18 protein-coding genes are annotated in these 18,694 nt (G+C 62.1%); 15 read left to right on the forward strand and 3 right to left on the reverse strand.

The window, feature by feature from the left end; translation table 11 throughout:
• Window positions 1-62: 62 nt before the first annotated feature.
• From EHW12_RS01720 to EHW12_RS01790, 15 genes are all read left to right on the forward strand, one after another.
• Window positions 63-548, forward strand: coding sequence for a MaoC family dehydratase N-terminal domain-containing protein (locus tag EHW12_RS01720; RefSeq protein WP_007731639.1), 486 nt, complete (start codon window positions 63-65; stop codon window positions 546-548).
• A complete protein-coding gene (locus EHW12_RS01725) occupies window positions 545-943 on the forward strand; it encodes a hypothetical protein (protein WP_007731636.1) in 399 nt (132 codons plus the stop codon). The genes EHW12_RS01720 and EHW12_RS01725 overlap by 4 nt, the downstream gene beginning before the upstream one ends.
• Before the next feature lie 81 nt (window positions 944-1,024).
• Window positions 1,025-2,314 carry an aromatic ring-hydroxylating dioxygenase subunit alpha gene (locus tag EHW12_RS01730; protein WP_007731634.1) on the forward strand — a complete coding sequence of 430 codons (1,290 nt, stop codon included), beginning with the start codon at window positions 1,025-1,027 and terminating at the stop codon, window positions 2,312-2,314.
• Between the two features lie 122 nt (window positions 2,315-2,436).
• Entirely contained in the window at window positions 2,437-3,780 is a 1,344-nt protein-coding gene (locus EHW12_RS01735; protein ID WP_007731632.1) for a peptidase dimerization domain-containing protein, read from the forward strand.
• Complete coding sequence (locus EHW12_RS01740) at window positions 3,780-4,736, forward strand: 3-(2,3-dihydroxyphenyl)propionate dioxygenase (RefSeq protein ID WP_007731630.1); 957 nt, start codon at window positions 3,780-3,782, stop codon at window positions 4,734-4,736. The genes EHW12_RS01735 and EHW12_RS01740 overlap by 1 nt, the downstream gene beginning before the upstream one ends.
• 30 nt (window positions 4,737-4,766) lie before the next feature.
• Window positions 4,767-5,639, forward strand: coding sequence for an alpha/beta hydrolase (locus EHW12_RS01745; protein WP_019746500.1), 873 nt, complete (start codon window positions 4,767-4,769; stop codon window positions 5,637-5,639).
• Between the two features lie 109 nt (window positions 5,640-5,748).
• Complete coding sequence (locus tag EHW12_RS01750; RefSeq protein WP_125050211.1) at window positions 5,749-6,705, forward strand: NAD(P)-dependent oxidoreductase; 957 nt, start codon at window positions 5,749-5,751, stop codon at window positions 6,703-6,705.
• Between the two features lie 204 nt (window positions 6,706-6,909).
• A complete protein-coding gene (locus tag EHW12_RS01755; protein WP_125050212.1) occupies window positions 6,910-7,893 on the forward strand; it encodes an ABC transporter substrate-binding protein in 984 nt (327 codons plus the stop codon).
• Window positions 7,890-8,753 (forward strand): ABC transporter ATP-binding protein, encoded by an 864-nt coding sequence (locus EHW12_RS01760; protein WP_007731623.1) that lies wholly within the window; start codon window positions 7,890-7,892, stop codon window positions 8,751-8,753. Before EHW12_RS01755 ends, EHW12_RS01760 begins: the two co-directional genes overlap by 4 nt.
• The gene (locus tag EHW12_RS01765; RefSeq protein ID WP_125050213.1) at window positions 8,750-9,586 is read left to right on the forward strand and encodes an ABC transporter permease; all 837 of its coding nucleotides are present in this window, start codon (window positions 8,750-8,752) and stop codon (window positions 9,584-9,586) included. Before EHW12_RS01760 ends, EHW12_RS01765 begins: the two co-directional genes overlap by 4 nt.
• A gap of 13 nt (window positions 9,587-9,599) precedes the next feature.
• A complete protein-coding gene (locus EHW12_RS01770) occupies window positions 9,600-10,385 on the forward strand; it encodes a class II aldolase/adducin family protein (protein ID WP_054188628.1) in 786 nt (261 codons plus the stop codon).
• A 150-nt stretch (window positions 10,386-10,535) separates the two neighbouring features.
• Complete coding sequence (locus EHW12_RS01775; protein WP_050655582.1) at window positions 10,536-11,546, forward strand: NAD(P)/FAD-dependent oxidoreductase; 1,011 nt, start codon at window positions 10,536-10,538, stop codon at window positions 11,544-11,546.
• Between the two features lie 3 nt (window positions 11,547-11,549).
• Complete coding sequence (locus tag EHW12_RS01780; RefSeq protein WP_125050214.1) at window positions 11,550-11,870, forward strand: ferredoxin family protein; 321 nt, start codon at window positions 11,550-11,552, stop codon at window positions 11,868-11,870.
• Window positions 11,870-12,694: an alpha/beta hydrolase gene (locus EHW12_RS01785; RefSeq protein ID WP_007731603.1), complete on the forward strand. Its 825-nt coding sequence runs from the start codon at window positions 11,870-11,872 to the stop codon at window positions 12,692-12,694. Before EHW12_RS01780 ends, EHW12_RS01785 begins: the two co-directional genes overlap by 1 nt.
• Before the next feature lie 167 nt (window positions 12,695-12,861).
• The gene (locus EHW12_RS01790) at window positions 12,862-13,764 is read left to right on the forward strand and encodes an IclR family transcriptional regulator (RefSeq protein ID WP_007731601.1); all 903 of its coding nucleotides are present in this window, start codon (window positions 12,862-12,864) and stop codon (window positions 13,762-13,764) included.
• Window positions 13,765-13,775: 11 nt separating this feature from the next.
• Here EHW12_RS01790 and EHW12_RS01795 read toward each other — a convergent pair whose 3' ends face one another.
• Genes EHW12_RS01795 through EHW12_RS01805 form a run of 3 tightly spaced genes read right to left on the reverse strand, consistent with a single transcriptional unit; the run spans window position 13,776 to window position 18,649 of the window.
• Window positions 13,776-15,299: an AMP-binding protein gene (locus tag EHW12_RS01795; RefSeq protein ID WP_125050215.1), complete on the reverse strand. Its 1,524-nt coding sequence runs from the start codon at window positions 15,297-15,299 to the stop codon at window positions 13,776-13,778.
• 15 nt (window positions 15,300-15,314) lie between these two features.
• Window positions 15,315-16,262, reverse strand: coding sequence for a zinc-binding alcohol dehydrogenase family protein (locus tag EHW12_RS01800; RefSeq protein WP_007731598.1), 948 nt, complete (start codon window positions 16,260-16,262; stop codon window positions 15,315-15,317).
• A 50-nt stretch (window positions 16,263-16,312) separates the two neighbouring features.
• Complete coding sequence (locus EHW12_RS01805; RefSeq protein WP_230359430.1) at window positions 16,313-18,649, reverse strand: CoA transferase; 2,337 nt, start codon at window positions 18,647-18,649, stop codon at window positions 16,313-16,315.
• Between the last annotated feature and the right edge of the window lie 45 nt (window positions 18,650-18,694).

The following is an 18,694-nucleotide window of genomic DNA, read 5'->3' on the forward strand; positions in this document are numbered from 1 at the left end:
CGCGGTCCGGCAGGCGAACCCGGTTCGTGGCTGTGAGACTTCCGAATGCCTAGCGTGCTGGCATGAGAACAGAACTCGAGCACGCGCGTGATCGCGCGGAGGCGATGATCGGTACGCGGGAAACGCGAGAGTTGGGAACGGTGCGTCCGGCGGAGTCGGTTGCGTTTGCGGTTGCCACCGCCGAGACGGACCCCCGGTTTCTCGACCCGGAGCACCCGGCATTTGCCGTCCATCCGATGTATCTGCCTTCGCTTTTGCGAGGACCGCAAGGTGGCTCCGATCGAGAGTACCGAGCAGACGGCATGTTCCGTGACGAAGTGCCGGGCACAGACGGTATCGACGTGCGCTTGATGGCCGGCGGGCAGAGTGTGACTTTCTTGCGACCTGCCCCGCTGGGTGAGGCTGTCGTCGTAGGGCGAGTACTCGATACCGTGACGACCAAGGGCCGGGCTCCGGACGAGTTTCTGCTGCTCTCGGTCACCAAGACTTACCGGGGTGCGCAGTCCGGCGCATTCGCCGAGGTCGTCGAGAAGTTCATCGTCCGATGACCGAAACAGTAGTCGTGGGCACGCCGATCGAATCGGTGACCTTGGTCTGCGATCCGGTTCGGATCCTTCGATTCGGGGCGTCGACGCACAATTCGCACCGTATTCACTACGACGCCTCCTATGCGCAGACGGAGGGGTTGTCCGCACCGGTGGTCATGGCCCAGTTGCAGGGCACGCTGTTCTTTCGTGCCGCGTCACACTTTGCCGGTGGATACGAAGGAGTTGTGTCCGTCTCCTGGCAGAATCGTGCGCCCGCGCCCGTCGGAACCACACTCGAGGTGTCGGGTGAAGTGTCCCAAATCAACAGTGACCAACTAACTTTGGCATTGCGGGAGCATTCGGACAATGGCGTGCTGTGTGCCGTCGGAACCGCTGTGGTGGTCCGGGTCTGCTGAGCGAACCGAATCCATTGGCGTAGACCGCAATCTCACCCAAGATCTGTTTCATTCAAACGTTCAGTGTCGAGAGGACTTCACATGACTGGTGTCGAGGCGTCGGAAGCCACGTTCGCGCTGCCCGAGCGGCCACGAGCGGCCGGTCGGCAGGATTGGACGGCATGGCCGGGTTACAACGCAGCCGGCAGCGGATACCGCGGTTACTGGTACCCGGTCACGTGGTCGAACCACATCACCAAAGACCCCAAGAGCTTCACCATCTGTGGTGAAAAGCTGGCGATCATCCGCGACGCAGGCAAGGCATATGCCCTGCACGATCGGTGCCCGCACCGCGGCGTTCCGTTGTCCGAGGGCGATCAGCAGTTCCCGGGAACTGTCAGCTGCCCGTACCACGGCTGGACGTACCGGCTCACTGACGGCAAGCTGGCCGCGGTCATCACCGACGGTCCGGATTCCAAGATCTGCGGCAAGCTGAACGTCCAGACCTATGCGATCGAGGAGCGACTCGGTCTGGTGTGGGTGTACATCCCGATCGCCAACGAGCCGGCGCCGTCCATCGACGACCAGTTGCCGCGTGAGCTGGTGGAGAACAAGGGTATCGTCGGTGGTCGGATTCAGCCCCGAGAAGGCAACTGGCGCTTCGCATGTGAGAACGGTTTCGACGAGGGACATGCGAAGTACCTGCACCGCACCGCATTGTGGCGTCTGTTCAAGCCGATGCCGACGTGGAACATCACGAGCATCGTTCCGGAGGGACGCTGGATCTACCGCGTGCAGGAAGAGGTGTACTGGGAGGCGGAATTCCCGGGCGTGGGAACCTGGACGAACAAGCGGTGGTGGAAGAAGAAGCCGGACGAGACCCAGATTTCGCAGATCGGAAACGTCGGCGCCGGTCTGGACGTCAATCCTGTGATCGCAGCTCAGAACTTCCCCGGTTTTGCTTCACTGTCCATGCCGGGTGTCCTGCGCATCGCGTACCCCAAGTTCATTCACTACGAGTTCTACGTCCCGGTGGACGAAGACAACCACAAGTACGTCGGCCTCATGGTCAACTTCGTCTCCGGCGCAGCAAAATTGGGCTTCTACGCCAAGTACCTCGGCGCGATCCGCTGGCTGTTCCACGGTCAGTTCTCGGGTCAGGATGCGTGGATGGTCGAGGTCACCGACGCACCGCCGGAGAAGCTGTACCGACCGGACGTGTCGCTGACGACGTGGCGAAATCTGGCAGAGGAAGAGTACGCCGAGAAGATCGCCGACGCGGCCAAGCACACCCCCAAGGCGCCGGTCAGGCCCACCCGAGAGCGCCGGACGCCAACGCCCCGCTCGGCCCCTGTCGCCGACGCTCAGATTCCCACCGGCACCAGCGAATAGGAGAGATACATGTTCAAGATTCTGACGGCTGTCGCTATCGGTGCCGCTGTTGCAGTGGCAGTTCCCAAGCTGTGGCAGCTGGCCGGCGAGCGCAGCAATACTCAGGTACATCAGGTCAATCCATGACCACTGCGAGGGCCGATGCTCTCGCAGGCCTAGGCGACGAGCGCCGGGAATGGGTCGAGCGAGCCTACGCCCATGTCGATCGTGCGCGATTGCGGGATCTCGCCACTTCGGTGGTCAACATTCCCAGTCCGACGGGTGACGAAGCACCGCTGGCCCGCCACATCACGGCGGTCCTGGCAGCGTCGGGCATCGAGGCCCACACAATGGATCTCGATGATCGGCAGGCGAACTCGTGGGGAAGGCTCCGCGGTGACGGGTCCGGACCGGACCTGTTGCTGTATGCGCCGATCGACACCGTCACGACCGGCGATCCGGCGGAAGACCTGCCGTGGGTGGGAAATGAGCTGCGAGCGGATCTGACGCCGCACGCCCAGTTCGACGAGAACTACGTGATCGGATTGGGTGCGTCGAACCCCAAAGGCCACGCCGTCTGCATTGTCGCGGCGGCCGAAGCAATTGCCGCAGCCGGTATTCCGCTCCGCGGTGACCTGGTGCTCGGATTCGGCGCCGGTGGTATGCCGACCAATGCCCGCCCCGGTGTCGGAAACCCCCGACGCAACACCGGCCAGGGCGTCGGCTGCTCGTTCCTCCTGGAACAGGGAGTGTGGGCGGACTGCGCGTTGATCGCCAAGCCCGGCTGGACGGTTTCCTGGGAAGAAGTGGGACTGGCCTGGTTCGAGATCACGGTGCACGGTCTGCACACCTACGTCGGCTCGCGCCACCGGTTGCCGTACCGCAACGCGATTACCGCAGCCGGCGAGGTGGTCGCCAAGTTGGAGGAATGGTTCCCGAAGTACTCGGCGGCGCATCAGGACGGTTTGGTTGCGCCTCAGGGGATCGTTGCCAACATCCGCGGCGGGTGGGAGCGAACAGCGTCGTTCACCCCCGAGCAGGTGCGCCTTACCGTTGATCTACGGCTCAGCCCGCGGACGACGCCCACCGCGGCCAAGCGCGAACTCAAAGCCGTCGTTGCGGAGATCGCACAATCGCTGGATCTGCAGATCGACGTCGAACAGGTTCTTGCCATCCCCGGTGAGGGTTCCGACCCTCGAATGTGGTTGCGCCGCGCCGCAGTCCACGCGTGGGAAGCTGCCGAAGGAGAGCCGCATCAGGACTTCTTCGACGCGAGTGGAGCCACCGACGCAAACATCCTGCGCAGCCGCGGCATCCCGACGATTCGGGTGGGTATGCCCAAGGTGGTCGACGCACCGTTCGAGGTGGACTTCGCGATGGGGATGAACACTGTGGACCTGGCTGCGGCGGAGAGATTTACGAAGTATCTGATCCGAGTGGCCCTCGACACCGTCACCCGCTCGCTCGAGGAAGTAGGAATCGACTGATGGCGAAGATAGTTCTGGGTATCGGTGCCTCCCACAGCACCTTGATGAACACCCATTGGGAAGAGACGACGCACAAGGCGGAGGCCGAACGCTTCCGGGACGCGCTGTATCTGAGCCGGGAGAAGATCGCGGCGTCGAAACCCGATGTTGTCTTGATTCTCGGCTCCAACCACTTTCGCGGTTTCTGGCTGGATCTGATTCCGGCGTTCACTCTCGGCGTCGGAGAGTGCATTTCCAGTGGCGAGTCAGGAACACCCAAGGGGCCGCAACGGGTCGACGTGGAGTTCGCCAGGCACCTTGCAAACGAGCTGATCGAAGGTGGCCGGTTCGATCTTGCCTACTCGGCGCGATTGCAGATCGATCATGGTCAGTCTCACGCGATTCAGTACCTTCTCGACGGAATCGATGTTCCGATAGTTCCGTTGGTGGTCAACGTATTCGCGCCGCCCCTCCCGACGTTCAAGCGATGTGAGGAAGTGGCGAAGGCCCTGCGGGATGCCGTTGCGTCGTATCCGGCGGATACCCGGGTCGTGGTGATCGCGTCCGGTGGATTGTCTCATCGTCTGCCCTGGCCGGACTGGCGGGATCCGCACGGTGAGGACGAGGATTTCATGGTTCAAGCCTGGCTGGACGGCCGGGAGAACTGGTCCGACTACGACGTCCGGCGACGCCAGATCATCCGCGCAGCCGATGCCGCGATCACTCCGGAGTTCGATGACCGAATTCTTGATCTGTTTGCCAGCGGCAAGGCAAGTGAGCTTGCCGAGTTCACGACGCAGCAGATCGAAGACGAGGCGGGCAACGGTGCGCAGGAGTTGCGGACCTGGCTCATGATGGCCGCGATGCTCGACTACGTTCCGGGTGAACGCCTTGCCTACGAAGCGATTCCCGAGTGGCTCACCGGTATGGGTGTCACGATTCTCGATCCAGCTGGAACAGACAGCGCAACAACATAATCTGCACCTTCAGTAAAGGAAGTTTCTCTGATGACAATCTGGAACGAACTTGCCGGGCTCGATTTCGAGTTGACGACCGTCGACGCCGGCGGTGTGCCCACGCGCTCTCTGCAGGCAGGATCCGGTGACGAGGCCGTGATCTTCCTGCACGGCACCAGCGGACACCTCGAGGCATTTGCACGCAATATTGCACCGCACGCCGAGTCTTACCGGGTTCACGCGATCGACATGCTCGGCCATGGTTACACCGGCAAGCCTGACTACCCGTACGAGATTCCGCGCTACGTCGAGCATTTGGTGAACTACCTCGACGCGGTCGGACTGGACCGTGTGCACTTGGTGGGTGAAAGCCTCGGTGGTTGGGTCGCTGCCTACCTGGCCAGCGAGCAGCCCGAACGTGTTCTGTCGCTGCAGTTGCTGGCAGCAGGCGGAACAGTCGCGAACCCGGTAGTCATGGAGCGCATCAAGACGTCGACCGCGAAGGCCGTCCAGAGTGACGACATCGAATTGACCCGCGCACGTATGCAGTTGCTCATGCATGATCCCGCCGATGCAACCGAGGAATTGGTTCAGGCTCGTCACCGGATCTACCATCAGCCTGACTTTGTCGCCAACATCCACAACCTCCTTTCCTTGCAGGAGATGGAGGTTCGCCAGCGGAACCTGCTGCGCCCGGATCGAATGGCACTCATCAAGGCGCCGACTCTTGTGGTCTGGGGTCAGGAAAATCCGTTCGGTGATGTTCCGGAAGCGAAGAAGATGGCCGAGGATATTCCGGGCGCTCAGCTCGAACTCTACTCGGAGTGCGGTCACTGGCCGCAGCACGAGCAGGCAGCGAAGTACAACCCGCTGAGCCTCGAGTTCTTGGCAAAGGCATCAGCCAGCGCGAAGGCAGCTATCTGAGAAGTTCCTGCCAAATATGCTGCTGCGTAATGGAGCCGGTCTCTCGATTGGGAGGCCGGCTTCCGCGTTTTCGAAGGTACAGTCATCGTCTTACAGCGAAGGAGTTCTCGTGAAGAAAGTACTTCTGCTGACGGCCGACGCCGACAACGGACTCGGTACCGCAATCCGTGACGCCGTCAGGGGTGAGGCGGAGGTAGTTCGATTACCTGAGCGCACCACGGGGGCGCTCCGTGCGGAGTTGCCGACATGCGACGTCGTGGTGGGGGACTGGAGTGGTGATCTGCCACTGGGCAAGGAGGAAGCAGAGCTCGGCCGGAATGTGCTCCTCGTCCAACAGCCTGGTGCCGGAACCAATTTCATCGATGCCGAAGCCTGGCGCGCCGCCGGAGTTCCGGTGGCGAATACTCCCGGTGCAAACGCGAACTCGGTTGCGGAGTGGGCAGTGCTCGCGGCAGGTGTGTTGTGCCGCTCCATGTTCTGGGCGCACAACGAGGTTACCGATGGTCGATGGCCACAGGAATCCATCCTGACGCGCGATTGCCGCGATCTGGCGCAGCGCCGGGTCGGCGTCGTAGGTGTCGGTTCGATCGGCCGCCGGTGTGCAGAATTGTTTGCCGCCTTCGGTTGCGACGTCTACGTCACCGCGCGTTCGAGACCGCGTGACACTGTGGCTGCGACGTTTGTGTCACTCGACGAGTTACTGCCTCTCGCGGATGTCCTGGTGCTGGCCGTCCCGCTTACGGAATCAACTCGGGGACTGATCAATTCCCATCGAGTTGCGCAGTTGCCCACCGGAGCGATCGTGGTCAATGTGGCGCGCGGCGCTGTCGTCGACGACGCGGCATTGGCGCGTGCCTTGCGTTCCAGGCATGTCGGCGGCGCTGCCCTCGATGTGTTCGACGTTGAACCACTACCGATTTCGAGCGCGCTCCGTGGATTCGATTCGACCCTCCTGAGCCCGCACGTCGCCGGCGGCAGCGCCGGAGCGCGTGCGTCGATCTATTCGATGACGGCGCAGAATGTCGCCAGTGCGCTGCGCTCGCAGACAATTCGGTGGACATTGTGATTCGGTGGACATTGTGATCGAGGGCCGTGTTACCGAAGTATTTCGGTCCGCACGTTCCTCCAGGTGCAGTGTTTCGCCGAGGTAAGTTCCTGTCCCCGGTCCGCACGGTGGACCCGGTTGGTTCTCGGGTGTAGGTACACACAGCTAGGTTTGCTCTCCACGACCCGCAACTGCGGCACAGATCACAAACAAAGGTGTGAGTAGATGGCCTCGCTGTCAAAGTTTGGAAGGACTGCTCTTGTTTCGGCTGCGCTGCTGCTGACCGTTGCAACCGGCGCATGCAGCCGCCCGGCGACGCAAAGCACAGCTGATTCCGCCGGAAGTGGACCACTGCGTATCGCAGTCGGAATCGATGCTTCCTACGCTCCGTTCTTCGTAGCGGATCAGGAAGGCATGTTCGACGCTGCCGGTTTGGACGTCGAACTCGTCCAGTTCGGTCGTGGTGGCGAGGCCGTCGACGCACTCTCGACCGGGCAGGTCCAGATCGCCGGTAGCTCCGATACGACAACGATCGCCCAGTTGCGTCAGAATCCGTCGTTGCGCGCGATGTACTCGTACGAGGCGTCGGGTGACTACATCAAGGTCGTGCTGCGTAACGGTGTCGACTCACCGGCTGCGATCAAGAAGATGGGCATCGTCCCGGGTCTCAGCCAGATTTCGACGGACAAGTACCTCGCTGCCAACTCCATTGCCCCCGGTTCGGTCGAGATGATCTCGGCGACCCCGACGGACATGCCCGCACTGCTCAGTCGCGGCGACATCGACGGGTTTGTCCTGTGGGAGCCGTGGCCGGCCACCACCCTGGATCAGGGAACCGGCCACGTGGTGGCAGTAACCGGAGACTACGGCTGGTTCTATCATCATTGGGCGATCACGACGGCTCCGTGGTTGTCGGCCAACGAAGAGACAGCGCGAACCGTCGCGAAGGTGCTCGACGAGGCAACGCGCAAGGTCGAGTCGGATCCGGGCGTGGCAGCGTCCGCGACCAAGGCGGCTGTGAACGTCAGCGAGGATCAGACTATTGCCGCGGTGGACGAGATCGACTTCGCCGTGGTGAATCTCGAAGCTGCGGATGTCGAGTCGGCTCAGTCGATCGTAGATTTCTACAAGTCGATCGGTGTTCTCAGCGACCAGCCGGATCTCGAATCGGCAATGCTTCTGGATTGGTACAAGGATGGTGCACAGTGAGTATCGCAACAAGTGGTTCAACGACCAGCTCGACGAATAGCGCGGGGACAGCCGGCCCCGGCAAGAAGAACACCGGTGTTGCCATCGACGTGGTCGACCTCGGAATCAGCTTCGGCGCGGCGGAGATCGTCGCCGGAATCGACATGCACGTGCAGCCAGGTGAATTCGTCTGTCTGCTCGGTCCGAGTGGCTGCGGCAAGTCGACGCTGCTGTCGTCCATGGCCGGCTTCGTGGAACCCAGCGCCGGCGAGATCGTGTGCGACGGAGATGTCGTCGCCGGCAGTAACCGCCACGCCGGCATGGTGTTTCAGAGCTCCGAAGCGTTGTTCGAATGGATGACCGTGAGCCAGAACGTGGCCTACGGCCCCAGGATGCGTGGAGCGAACCGCAGCGAGCAGGCGAGTATCGCGGCCGAGTACCTCGCGATGGTCGGCTTGCCCCACGCGGGTGCGAAGTTCCCCTCGCAGCTGTCCGGCGGTATGCGGCAACGTGTTCAGATCGCACGAGTTCTTGCCAACCAGCCGTCGTTGGTTCTCATGGACGAGCCGTTCGGTGCGTTGGACGCTCAGACTCGTCAGGTTCTGCAGACCGAACTCGACCGTATCTGGCGGCACACCCGCTGCACCGTGGTATTCGTGACTCACGATATCGACGAGGCACTGACGTTGGCTGACCGTGTGATCGTGATGTCGGCCGGCCCGCGGGCCCGGATCAAGAGCGTCTACGAGGTCAATGCGGCTCGTCCGCGAGACCGCAACGATCCCGAGGTGATCGAGCTCTACGAGAAGCTGCGGGACGACATTCGGGCAGAAGTGGTTGCGTCGCTGCGGAACCAAGGCATTGAGGAGGACGAGCTGTGACGGCTGTAGTGACCGGTGGTTCAGCCGGTGTGAGAACAGCGAAGGTGGCGGAGACAAAAAAGCGTTCATCGGCGCGGCGATCCAAGATTGTCAAAGCGACGCTGATGTATGCAGCCTCAGCGGCAATCGGTTTGGGCATCTGGTCGTTCCTGGCGTGGTGGTACGGGCCGACCACCATTGCATCACCGGCCGAAGTATGGTCGGCGGCACAGGAACTGTGGGAGAGCGGCGTTCTGTGGTCGTCGATCACCGCATCGGGTCAGCGAATTCTCATCGGCTGGTTCCTGGGTGTCGTGATCGGTGCTCCCGTCGGAATTCTGATGGGCCGCATTTCCATCGTGCGACAGCTCCTCGATCCGTACATCGAGTTCTTCCGGTTCATTCCGCCTATTGCGTTTGTCACTCTCGCCGTCGTCTGGTTCGGCATCGGTGAGACGTCGAAGGTTGTTCTGATCTTCTACACCTCGGTATTCATCGTCACGGTCAGCACGATTGCCGCGACTGTAGCGATCAGCGAGAACAAACTGCAGGCAGCGGCAAATCTTGGTGCCAGCAAACTTCAGATCATGAAGACGGTGGTCTTGCCGTCGTCGATCCCCGGCATCGTCACGGGCGCTCGCCTGGCGATGGGCAACAGCTTCCTCACCATCGTGTCGGCGGAGATCGTCGCCGCCGACCAGGGTATCGGTTCGATGATCTGGCAGGCTCGAAACTACGGCCGGATCGACTGGACGTTCGTCGGCATCATCGTCCTGGGCATCATGGGCTTCATCTTCGACCGGATTCTCCGCATTCTGTCCTCGCGGTACCTCGCCCGTTACGGCGTCAAATAGTCAGGAGCGCAGCATGAATCACCCGCTGAGCATTGCCGAGCAGGCCGGAATTCCGGGACCGCCCGAGTTCACCGATATCGAGAGTGAGCGGCGTCGTCGCAAGACCGCTGTCATCGGCGGGTATCGGATTTTGTCGAAATTCGGTTTGGACGAGGGAATCTCGGGACATATCACCGCCCGAGACCCAGAAGATCCGGAGACTTTCTGGACTGCGCCGTTCGGGCGGCACTTCTCCCAGGTTCAGCCGGAGGAATTGCTGCATGTGGCGTCGGACGGCGCGGTCATTTCCGGAGACGGACCGCTCAACCGAGCAGCGTTTGTCATCCACAGCAAGGTTCACGAGGCTCGTCCCGACGTCATCGGAGCTGTTCACGCTCACGGTTTGAACGGTAAGGCGTTCTCCTCGCTGCACACCCGCCTCACGCCGATCACTCAGGACGCGTGCGCCTTTCACGAGGATCACTCGATCTACGAGGAGTATCACGGGGTGGCGCTGGACGAAGAGGAGGGGATTCGCATCGCGGATGCCCTCGGATCGAACAAGGCCGTGATCCTCACCAACCACGGTCATCTGACCGTCGGAACTTCCGTGGAGAGCGCAGTGTGGTGGTATGTGTCGATGGAGCGGTCGATGCAGGCGGAGTTGACGGCGCGAGCCGCCGGTGATCCGGTTGTCCTGCACGAGAAGATCGCGGCGCAGACCTACGAAGCAGTCGGCACCGAGAAGGTGGGGTGGTTTGCGTACTCGACCATCATCCAGAAGATCGCAGCAGACGAACCCGAGGTATTCGCGCACTGAATTCTTCGCGCACTGAATTCCTGCGAGCATTGGGCCCGTCGACCGAGAGGTCGGCGGGCCCTTTTCGTGGTGTCCCGCAACTGTTACCGAGGTCTGTTGAGCGGACCGGTTTCATTTGCGTGAGTCCGTCGGCGCAATACCGTATCGAGTGTGAACAAAACGTCTTCCACGGCGACCGACAACGAGATCGGCGTCGATATTCTGATCATTGGTGCCGGCCCCGCCGGGCTGTACGGCGCGTACTACGCAGGCTTCCGCGGCCTCTCGGTTGCCGTGATCGATGCCCTTGCGGAACCGGGGGGACAGGTCAGTGCGATGTACCCGGAGAAGGCGATCCTCGACATCGCGGGATTCCCTTCGGTCAAGGGACGCAACCTCATCGAGGGTTTGATGGCGCAGGCTGCCCCGTTCGATCCGGTGTACCTTCTGGGCATGCAGGCTCGTGAGCTGTCGCATGACGACGACGGCCGGGTGCGGATCACCACCAGCACGGGCCAGGTCGTGGTGGCCGGCGCGGTTGTCATCACCGGCGGCATCGGAACCTTCACCCCGCGTCCGTTGGCGAAGGGTTCGGAGTTCATGGATCGGGGGCTGAGTTACTTCGTCCCGGATTTGTCGGCGCACACCGGGAAAGACGTTGTCATCGTCGGTGGCGGCGACAGCGCGTTCGACTGGGCCGTTCACCTGGAACCGATTGCCAAGTCCGTCACCCTGGTTCACCGGCGAGATCGTTTCCGCGCGCACAAATCCACAGTCGCCAAGGTGCAGGAAAGCAGTGTCCAGGTTCTCGTCAACGCCGATGTCTCGGCGGTACGTGGAAACGGGTGGATCGGCGAGGTCGACATCACCCACAAACAAGACAAGAGCACGTCCACGCTGCCCGCTCAATCCGTCATCGCTGCATTGGGATTCACGGCCGACCTCGGTCCGATGATGGAGTGGGGAATCGAGATCGACAATCGCCACATCGCGGTGAACACACGGATGGAGACGAATGTTCCGCGTGTGTATGCCGCCGGGGACATCACGGACTATCCCGGCAAGGTCCGCTTGATCGCCGTCGGTTTCGGCGAGGCCGCGACTGCGGTGAACAACGCTGCGGCAGTGCTGGATCCGGAAGCAGAAATCTTCCCTGGACACTCCACCGAACAGGAGAGCTAGGCAATGGCATTTGTCATCGGTGAAGCATGCATCGACTACACGGACCGATCGTGCATGGAAGAATGCCCCGTGGATTGCATCTACGAGGGTGATCGCAAGCTCTACATCAACCCGAACGAATGCATCGATTGCGGCGCTTGCGAATTGGCCTGCCCGGTGGAGGCGATCACCGTCGACCGGAAAGCAGACCCGGATTTCAAGGAAGACAACAAGCGCTTCTTCCTCGAGGTCTTGCCTACCCGTAGCGAGCCCGTCGGAAATCCGGGTGGTTCGGCAAAGATCGACATCGTCGGCGTCGATACCCCGATGATTGCGGCGTTCTGATGGCTGGCGGCCTGCAACTCGGATACGTTGATTCGTCTTTCGGGCAATTGCATTACGCGCAGCAAGGTTCGGGTGAGGCGATTCTCCTGCTTCATCAGGCGCCCCGGTCGTGGGACGAGTTCCGCGAGTTCATTCCACTCCTTGCCGACGACTTCCGCGTTGTCGCGATGGACATGCCGGGGTACGGCAACAGTGCTCCGGTGCCCGGCCCGCAGACCATCGAGACCTATGCGCGAGGCGCGTGGGAATTGCTCGACACCCTGGGCGTCGATCGGGTCACGGTCATCGGTCACCACACCGGTGCGGCAGTGGCGCTCGAGATGGCGGCATCACGCCCCGAGAGGGTGCACGCTGCCGTGCTCTCGTCGTGCCCGTGGACCGACCGCAACTACCGCGAGGGGCACTCGGGACCCGGTGGGATCGACTGCGTCGACCGGGCCGCAGACGGTAGCCATCTCACCAGGCTGTGGGAGATGCGTCGCCCCTACTACCCCGAACCAGGCACCGCACTGCTCGACAGGTTCATCCGAGACGCGCTTGCCTACCGGGTAGATCCGGCGGAGGGGCACAAAGCCTGCGCCCGCTACGTCATGGAGGCGAGAGTCGGTTCGGTGACTGCGCCGGTTTTGCTGATCGGCGCGCAGAAGGATCCCTTCTCGATGCCTAACATTGCGCCGTTGCGTGCACACCTGACGGGTGCGGCAGTGGTGGAAACGGAGATCGTCGAATCGGGGACCGTCGCACTCGTCGAGGAGCACGCTCCGCAGATTGCATCCGCCGTCCGCATGTTTCTGGAGAATTACGCAGGTAGGCGCCCCGTGTAAACTCTGCGGGACGGGTTCACTGAGCGGACCGTGTGGCGTGCGTCTCATCGTGTCGTCACCATAGTGTCAGTCTCGAAGCACCTGCACCTAACGAGGACCCCGACCGATCTCGGTCGTTGTGGCACTCGGTCTCGGCAGGCTGTCACAGATCGTTCAGGAGGACACTCATGGCCGCTCCACAACAATCCGTCGGGTTCGGATCCGTACTACCCATCGCGTCGGAAACGACCGCTGCATCGCAGCCTGCAGGTGAACTGTCCTCGGTCCTGGGCAAGGCTCGAATGATCTTGGACGCTTTCGATACCGACCACAGTGACCTGTCTCTGACGGAGCTCACCCGGCGCAGTGGGGTCGCGAAAGCGACGGTTCACCGGTTGGCCGGCGAGCTGGTCGAATGGGGATTGCTCGAGCGCGCGGGTACCAAGTACCGGCTCGGCCTGCGATTGTTCGAGCTGGGCCAATTGGTGCCGCGTCAGCGGATTCTGCGCGACGCGGCGCTGCCGTACATGGAGGACCTACTGCTGGCGACGCAGGAGACGGTTCACTTTGCGGTTCGTGACGGCATCGACGTCCTCTACATCGAGAAGATCATCGGACACCGCGGGCTCAATCAGCAGTCGCGGGTGGCCGGTCGGCTCCCGCTGTACTGCACCGCCACCGGCAAGATCATCCTTGCCTTCTCCCCGCAATCGGTCTTCGACGAGGTAGTCGAGCAGGGTTTCACCGCCTTGACCAGTCGAACGACGATGTCCGTCAGCGTGCTGCGCCAGCAAACCGAGCGGATGCGTAAGGAACAACTCGCGGTGGAGGTCGAGGAGACACGGCTCGGGTACATGAGCGTCGCAGTGCCGGTGTTCAGCGGCCCGCGCACTCTGGCCGGCGCGTTGTCTGTGACAGCGCCGACGGCTCGCCTCAACGTCAGCCGCATCACCGGGGCCCTGCGCACTGCCGGCGCCGGAATCACCCGAAAACTTCATGCCATGAAGTGCACACATTCGCCGAGCGACCCGCTGGCTCTGCGCACGATCTGCAGTCCGGTGATGTGTTCGTTCAACGGTTGCGGCAAGTAGCGAGGCGCGGTCTATCGCCGGGCGCGGAACACGCTCTTCTCGCAGTCCCAGGTGTGTGGGCCGACGCCCCTCTCACGTAGCACTGCTTTCTGTACCTTGCCGGTTTCGGTGAGTGGCAACGTGTCCACGACGTCGATGTACCGGGGAAGTGCAAAGTACGGCAGCTGTTGCTGGGAGAACTCCAGAATCGAAATGGGGTCGAAAGATACTCCGGGGCGCAGTATTACAGTTGCCATGACGTCGTCCTCGGCCAGATCCGACGGTACCGGGAAGACGGCAACCTGACCGACCGACGGATGCAACGCCAGAACGGTTTCCACTTCGGCCCCGGAAATATTTTCACCGCGGCGCCGAATCACGTCTTTGATGCGATCGACAAATCGGAACCAGCCGTCTGCTTCCCGAATCACCCTGTCACCGGTCTGTATCCAACTCTCCGTCGCTGGAATCTCCTCGCCCAGATAGCCCAGTGAACAGGCGCCGGGGATCGTGCTGCGGACCACCAGTTCGCCGGGCTCCCCGTCTGCGGCCGCAGTACCGTCGTTGACGACTGCGGCGTCGTAGCCACTCATCACCCGCCCCATGTACCCGGCCCGCCGATCTCCCGGAAGTGTGCCGATCACGAGATTGGTTTCGGTACTTCCGAATCCGTCCACGAGTTCTACACCGAATCTCTGGGCAAACGGTTCGATCAGATGAGCCGGCGTTGCGGGGGCAAGTGCCACGTGGACGCTGTGCTGTCGGTCTTGCGGCGATGGGTCCGCGTTCATCAACATGGCCACCATCGCACCCAGCAGGTAGTCGACAGTTGCGCCGATCTCGCGAACTTCGCGCCAATGATTGCGGACCGAAAAGCGTTGTCCCAGGAAAAAAGTAGACCCGGCCCAAAGGGACTGAACAAAGGCATTGAGAGCATTGGTGTGAAACAGCGGCAGGCAGTTGTACAGCACATCGTCCCCGGTGAGCCCGAGTGAGGCGCCGACGCCTTTGCCCCACTGCAGGAACTGCGCGTGCGGGCATCGGACGCCTCGGGGCAGACCGGTGGTGCCGGAGGTGAAGAGTATCGCGGCCAGGTCGAGCGGATCGAGGGTCTCGGGCTCACAGCCCGGATGCGAACCGGCAGTGGGGACGCACTGTTCACCCATGACCCACACGGTGCCGTCGAATCCGGCTACAGCGCCTGAGTATTCGGGTGAAACCAGGATCCGTTGTACACCAGCCTGTTCGAGTGCGCTGGCAACACTGTCGGCTCGGAGGGCCGTATTGAGTGGGACGACAACCGCACCGATCCACGCGCATCCGAGAACAAGGTCTGCCAGTTCGATCCTGTTGCCGGACAGTGCCGCCACGCGCTCCCCACGGCCGACACCGTGATTACGGAGATCCGCCCCCATCGACGCTGCACGATCCCGCAATTCGCGGTAGGTGACCGTGACCCCGTCGACGACGAGCGCCGGGTGCTCCGGACGCTCCAAAGCTCGCCTCCGGATCAAATCCGGAAGCGAGCGCGGAATGGCATGTGCGTCGTGGTGCATGGGTAATTGTATCCCTCAGGGTACGACGACGGCCCGGCCGGCAACCTTGCCCTCACCCATCAACTGCAGTGCCGTTGCGATGTCATCCAGCGGAAACTCCTGCACTGCAACGGAAATCTTGCCTTCGATGAGCAGCCGGATCATTTCAGGTGCCAGTTCGGCTTGCCGGGCAGTCTTGCGAATCATGTTGACGGGCAGGATCCGGACATCGCTGAGCAACCAGTTCGGCAAGTCCAGGGTGAGGCTCTTACCCAAGGTATATCCGATCAGGGCAGCCCGGCCACCGGGGACAACACTCGCCAGAAGGTGCGGCAAGCCGTCGCCGCCAAGCGTGTCGATCACGGCGTCGACGGAAGGCTCGGATCCCACCACTCCGGCAAGTTCGTCGCCTTGCCCGACGACGGGACGCACACCCTCCGGAAGCAAGGCAGCCTGATCTTCGCGCGGTACAACACCGATTACCTCGGACGCTCCGGCAAGCAGAGCGAACTGTGCTGCCATCGATCCGACAGCGCCGGATGCTCCGGCGACAACAACTCGTTCGCCGGGAGCGACGGCTGCAATGTCGTTGACGGCAACATAGCCGGTTGTGCTGGGCAGGAAGAAGGTTGCGGCGACGGCCGGCGACAGTGCGGGATCAAAGGGTGTGAACGCCTTGTCTGCCGCTACCAGATACTCAGCCCAGCAACCGTTCTTGAACAGGCCGACTCCGCCGCCTCGGACCAGAAGGCGGGTGCCAGGCTCATAGGTGTCGGATTCGATTACCGTCGCCGCTCCGTCTGTTCCACCGATATGTGGCAGGTTCGGCTTGACTCCGAAGTTTCCGCTCGCGACGGTGATGTCGAGATGGCCGAGCGCGGCAGCGTCGATGCGCACGAGCGTCTGACCGGATTCACGTGTGGGAATGTCGATGTCGTCGATGACCGGTGAAGTGCCGAACTGATGGAGTCGGGCCGCGCGCATTGTGTCTCCTAGTAGCGATCTGTGAATGGATGTACTGAATATGAGTGCGGTCAGGACAGGATCGACTGGTCGCGAAGTCCGGCGATCAGTTCGTCGCTGTATCCGAGCACCGACTCGAGGACGTCGTCGGTGTCCGCGCCCAGCACCGGCGCAGCGCGTCGGATCGAGCCGGGTTCGGAGTTCCGGCGAACGGGGATGCCTTCGTGGAGGAATGTTCCGGCGAGGGGATGTTCCTGTGCCGAATAGAAACTGCGTGCCCGAAGATGTGGATCGCTCTCGACCAGGTCGCGTCCGTCCTGGACGGTGCCGGCCGCGATACCCGCCGATTGCAAGCGTTCCATGACGGTTTCGGGTGACAGAGTCCTGGTCCAGTCGGCGATGGCGTCGTCGATACGTTCGTGATCGGCTTGGCGGCTTTCTGCACTCGCGAAGTCAGGATTGCCGATCCATTTCTCTGCTTCGATGATGCGGCACAATGCATTCCATTCCGTGGTATCGCGAACGGCAATCGAGCACCACCGGTCGCTGCCGAGGCACGGGTACACGCCGTGTGGTGCCAGTTCGTGATGGCTGTTGCCGATCGGATCGGGGGACTGTGACCGGGCGGCTCGGAGAACGCTGGTACCCATGTGCGCTGCCATGGCTTCGAGTTGTGACAGGTCTACGTGCTGTCCCCGGCCGGTCCGGTCGCGGTAGTCGAGGGCTGCCAGCATCGCGACGCCGGCTTGCAGTCCGGCGACGATGTCGCCATGGCCGTAGATGACTCCGACAACATCATCGGCGTTCCAGCCGGTCAGTGCGGTCAAACCGGTACTTGCCGAAACGATGTCGGCATACGACACCCAGTCCTTGCGAGGACCGGTGTGACCCATCCCGGACATCGACACGTAGATGATGTCCGGGTTGAGCTCCCGGAGTTGTTCGTAGCCGAGCCCCATCTTGTCCATGACCGACGAGCTGAAATTCTCGACCACGACGTCGGAGTTCCTGATCAGGTCGCGCAGTACCGAAAGGCCCTCTGCGGATCGGGTATCGAGTGTGATGCTGCGCTTGTTGCGGTTGACGTCGTTGAAGTACCCGCTGGTGTTCGGATTGTCGTGCGGTCCTCGCGAGAGATGCATGAACGGTGCAAAGCGAGTCGGGTCCGGGCGTCCGATCGATTCGACCTTGATGACATCGGCACCGTGGTCGGCAAGGATTCTGGTGCCGTACGGGCCCGCCAACACCCACGTGAGATCCAGGACGCGGACACCTTCGAGGCTGGGCGTGCTGCCACCGCTGAACTCGTGGGTTTCGTTCACTGCCACAGGCGAGGTGGCCTTCAAGAGTTCCTGATGCTGGCCCAACCGGGCAGCCTCGAGCGTTCCGATGCGCCGGCCTTCGGGGAAAGCGAAGCCGAACCCGAGATCGCGGTAGGTACCGTGATCTCCGGTCACGTCGGTGAAGAAGTCCCGGTCGTTGAGTTGCGGGTTACGCAGCAGTTCTTCGGGCCGGTCGACAGCTGCCCACGGCAACTTGCGTGACTGCGCGCTGACCGCGAATTCTTCCTTCGGCCACTTCGCGATGAAGGCGGACAGAACGTCGAAAATGTGTTCCTGATGCGTCTTTCGGTAGACCGCGTCGGACCACTCCGGTTGATCGAGATCGTCCTGAGCATCGTTGTCGATCAGCCAGGCCAACATGCCGTCCCACATGCGGGGGCTACCGCCGAGGCCGCCACCGACATAACCGTCGGCGGCCTGGAACAGTCCGTGCGGAACGAGCGGATGTACCCGGCCCGGACGCGGTGGTACGCGGTCCTCGTGAATGTAGGCAAGAGTGCCCGCTTCCAGCGCGGCGGCAACACATTCCTGAGCGCTGATCTCCAGCAACGGGTTGTGGCCCTTGGATCGCGAACGCAGTCCGAGAAGCACGCCGATTGCGGCATTGATTCCGGCGAGCTGCTCAGCCTGGAGTTCGGGGAGCAGCAGTGGAGGGTGCTCGGGATCGCCGACCTGGGCCATCATCCCGCCGAGTGCCGCGACGGTCAGATTTGTTGCCTTCCAGTCACTTCGCGGTCCGGTTGTGCCGAAGGGGGTCACTCGTACGTGAACGAGAGATCCTCGGTTGTCGCGTAGAGCGCCGGTCGCGCTGCCGTCGAGCAGGACGTCGGCACTGCGCAGCAGTGCTTCGAAAGCGAGGCGATCGTTGCTGTCGTCGATATCGAGGACAACGGACTTCTTGCCCGCATGCCAATGCAAGTACGAATCACCCTGGGACTCGGTGCGACTGGGGTCACCGGTGGGTGGTTCTACCAGAATGACCTCGAAACCCAGCCCGACCAGGATGCGCCCGGCGAATCGCGCAAACGGACTGGAAATCTCTACGACCCGTACCGGGGGATGCACCACAACTACTCCGTTTCAATCGAAAGATATCGCCGAACCGACTGG

Source organism: Rhodococcus sp. NJ-530, from assembly GCF_003860625.1.
Lineage (GTDB): Bacteria > Actinomycetota > Actinomycetes > Mycobacteriales > Mycobacteriaceae > Rhodococcus_F > Rhodococcus_F qingshengii.